Source organism: Rubneribacter sp. (assembly GCF_965361815.1).
Map to the genome: position 1 here is coordinate 1 of NZ_CBDTNW010000031.1, position 3,659 is coordinate 3,659.

The following is a 3,659-nucleotide window of genomic DNA, read 5'->3' on the forward strand; positions in this document are numbered from 1 at the left end:
GCGGTCCCGGCGGAGGAGGGTTGTTATTGCGCACCCGACGCCTGCTTGGCCCCCGACCCGAAAGCGGGGAAGGGCACGGGACTTTCCCCGCTCGTCCCCCTCTTTCGTCTCGGTAGGCGTCTCTCCAGCGCAGGAACGTGCAGATGACCTCAAGGCTCACGCCGATGTTCTCGGATAGGACGAACCCGCTCATGACCTTGCGGATCATGTCCACTCGGTAACGCACGGTGTTGGGGTGGACGTACAGGGCTTCGGCGGTGCCCTTGACGGACATGTTGGTGCGCGCGTAGGCCAAAAGCGTTTCTGAAAGCTCGGTGTTGTTGTGCTTGTCGTGCTGTTCGAGCACGGCTACGAGTTGGGAGAGGAACGAGTCAAGCTCGCGGCGGCTTTTGGGCTGCAAAAGGCAGGCGAACACGCCGAGCGTCTGATAGGGCACCACGCGGCTTTTCGCCTCCGTGGCCATTCCCATGCAGAGGGCGTAGAGCGCCTCTTTATAGCTCACCGAGAGCATGAGCATGTTGCCGCGCACGCGCCCCACGCCCATGCGCCATGAGCGACGGGGGCGGACTCTCTCCAACGCGCGCATGAGGGAGCTCGCCTTGCTTGCCAGGAGGGACTGGGGGCTTTTCTCGCCGCTGAGATCAGCGAGCGCGACAAGCTTGCCGTATAGGGGGAACAGGTATTCGAACCCCTCGTCTCGGCACAGGTTTTGCAGATCGGCGGCTGGGGGGGGGGTGCCTTCATCATCGCACTTGAGGAGGGCGACGCCCATTTCCCGGCGCGTGCTCCATCCAAGGGAGGCTATCCGGTCTTTGAGGATTCGCCAGTCCTCGCCCTCTATGATGATGCTGCGCAGCAGGTCGACGTCGCAAGGGCGGTTGGGCTCTTTGTCCTCCCTTGCGAACATCTCGCGGGATATGACGTTGATGAGCTTGGTGGGGGAGCTTTGGGGCGGGAGCGCGATGAGGGGGAGCGCATGCTTGTCGCATGCGGACGCCACCTGCTCCGACGAACGGGGAAGCATCCTCCCGAACTTCACGAGCATTCCCGCCGCGCCGTTGCTCCTCAGCGACGCGATGATGTCCTCCACGCATCCCATGTTCTGGGATATCGCCGTTCCGTTGGTGATGACGAGCGCGTTCTCCTGGATCCACGGCACGGCGTTCTCGTCCTCGAATATGGCTATTCCCTTGACTTCGCGGGAAAGCCCCTGCGACCCTGCGACAAGCTCTAGCTCGCCCAGCTCCTTCAGCTCCAGAACATCTGCGACCGTCAGGCTCATTCACGCTCACCCCGTCTTCGTGCCCTTGCGTGCGGATACGATCGCGCGACTGCGCGGATGCGCCGATCCGGGGGCGTCTCGCCCAGCGCGCGACGCGCGGCGCCCCTTGCGTTTCCGGGCTGCCTCGCAGGTGCGCCGATCCGGCGGCTTGCTCTTTATTATACGACGCGGAAGGCCGTCTGAACATCGCCTGCCGGGCGAATTCTCCGGAGGCGGGGCGAGCGGCGCGCCTCCGGGCTTTTCCCGCTTCGGCGGCGGGCGCGGGCGCTTGCGGCTTCGGGGAGCGGCGCGGCACGGCCGCGCGGCGTCGTCGAGGCGTTGTCGGCCGACGAGGCCCCGGCGGGCTTGCGCGCTGGAAGACGGCGGGCCCGCCGGACGCCCGGCATGCGGAAAGCCCGTGCGATTCGCGCGACCTTGGGCGTTTCCTCGGCAACAGGGTCTGCTATTATGGTCCAGTCACGTTTTCGCCTCCCCGAAGCCTTGCTGCCGCGTTTGCCGCTGACGGCGCCAAGGGAGGCTTTGCGAAGGAAAGAGCAGGCCCTATGACCCAGCACCTCACCGAGCGCGACGTCCGCGGCATTGCGGAGTACACGCGCATCGGGCTGACAGATGACGAGGTGGCGCAGATGACCGCCGACCTCAACGCCATCGTGGACAGCCTCAAGCCCATCACGGAGTACGACCTCGAGGGCGTGGAGCCCACGTTCCATCCCATCGGCAGCCTTTCCAACGTCATGCGCGAGGATGCCGAGAGGCCCGGCTTCTCCCAGGAAGAGGCGCTTGAGAACGCGCCGCGGCAGCAGGACGGCAGCTTCCTCATCCCGTCCATCTTGGGGGACGGGGGTGACCGCTGATGGCCGGGAGCGCTGAGTTTTTCCGCATGGGCGCGCGCGCTTTGCGAGAGGGCCTGGCTGCCAGGGAGTTCTCCGCGCATGAGGTGGCCGCTGCGTCGCTTGCGCGGGTGCGGGCGGTCGACGGCTCCGTGCACGCCTTCCTGGAGACGACCGAGCAGCTGGCGTTCAAGGCCGCCGATCGCGTTGACGCGGCGGTGGCTGCTGGTGAACTGGATGCATGCGGTCCGCTCGCGGGCGTGCCCGTGGCGTTCAAAGACAACATGAACCTGGTCGGCACGCACACCACGTGCTCGTCGCGGATGCTGGCGAACTACGTGTCGCCCTACACGGCCACCTGCGTCTCGCGCGTCATCGAGGCCGGCGGCATTCCGCTCGGCAAGCTCAACATGGACGAGTTCGCGTTCGGCTCCTCCACGGAGACGAGCGCGTTCGGCCCCACCAAAAACCCCTGGGACCTCTCCCGCGTGCCCGGCGGATCGTCGGGCGGCAGCGCGGCTGCGGTGGCCGCGGGCCTGGCGGCCGTCACGCTGGGGTCCGACACGGGCGGCTCCATCCGTCAGCCCGGCAGCTTCTGCGGCCTGGTGGCCGTGAAGCCCACCTACGGCGTGGTCAGCCGCTACGGCGTGGTGGCGTTCGGCAGCTCGCTCGATCAGGTGGGTCCGTTCGCTCGTTCGGTGGAGGACGCGGCGTACGCGCTCAACGCCCTTGCCGGCCGCGACGCGCTCGACTGCACGAGCCAAGACGTCCGCTGCGACTTCACGGAGAACCTCGCGCAGGGCGTGCGCGGCATGCGCGTGGGCGTGGTGCCCGCGTTTATGGAGGCGCAGGGTCTGGCCCCCGAGGTCAAGGCCAAGGTGGAGGAGGCGGCCGAGCGGCTGCGCGGCCTTGGCGCGGAGCTGGTGGAGGTGGACCTGCCCAACGCGCAGGCCGCCATGAGCGCCTACTACGTGCTGGGGCCGTGCGAGGCGTTCTCCAATCTGACGCGCTTCGACTCGGTGCGCTACGGCTACTGCGATCCCGGCCATGCGGATTTGGGCGGCCAGTACGAGGCCAGCCGCGCGAAGGGCTTCGGCCCCGAGGCGCGCCGCCGCATCATGCTGGGAAGCTACCTTCTGTCCGCGGGCGTGTACGAGACGTACTACTATCCCGCCCAGCAGGTGCGCACGCTCATCACGCAGGATTACGTGCGCGCCTTCGAGCGGGTGGACTGCATCCTGGCGCCGGTGGCGCCGCGCACGGCGTTTCGGTTCGGCGAGGTGTCCGACCCCACCGAGATGTACCTGTCCGACATGTTCACCATCTCCATCAACATCGCGGGCAACGGCGGCATGAGCATGCCCGTGGGCCTGGGCGCCGACACGAACCTGCCCGTGGGCGTGCAGCTCATCTCCCCGCAGTTCAAAGACGAGAACATGCTGCGCGTGGCCGCTGCGCTGGAGGCGGTCTACGGCCCCGCCCCCATAGCCCCCCTCTTCTGCGAAGGCAAAACCCCCGAGGCTCCCGCAGCCATTCCCGACGCCGCG

General features: G+C 67.3%; 3 protein-coding genes. 2 read left to right on the forward strand and 1 reads right to left on the reverse strand.

Features of this window, described 5'->3' with window-relative positions; all coding sequences use genetic code 11:
• On the reverse strand, positions 1-1,282 hold a 1,282-nt coding region (locus ACWKY3_RS01765; RefSeq protein WP_449314711.1), incomplete at its 3' end, for a PucR family transcriptional regulator.
• Positions 1,283-1,824: 542 nt separating this feature from the next.
• Here ACWKY3_RS01765 and gatC point away from each other — a divergent pair.
• The gene (gene gatC, locus ACWKY3_RS01770; RefSeq protein ID WP_449314712.1) at positions 1,825-2,136 is read left to right on the forward strand and encodes an Asp-tRNA(Asn)/Glu-tRNA(Gln) amidotransferase subunit GatC; all 312 of its coding nucleotides are present in this window, start codon (positions 1,825-1,827) and stop codon (positions 2,134-2,136) included.
• Positions 2,136-3,659 (forward strand): Asp-tRNA(Asn)/Glu-tRNA(Gln) amidotransferase subunit GatA (gene gatA / locus ACWKY3_RS01775; RefSeq protein ID WP_449314713.1); only part of this gene is annotated, 1,524 nt, incomplete at its 3' end. The genes gatC and gatA, both read left to right, overlap by 1 nt.

Bases quoted from the DNA above. Each gene is read 5' to 3' on its own strand.
- gatC (WP_449314712.1), top strand. From the start codon at position 1,825: ATGACCCAGCACCTCACCGAGCGCGACGTCCGCGGCATTGCGGAGTAC.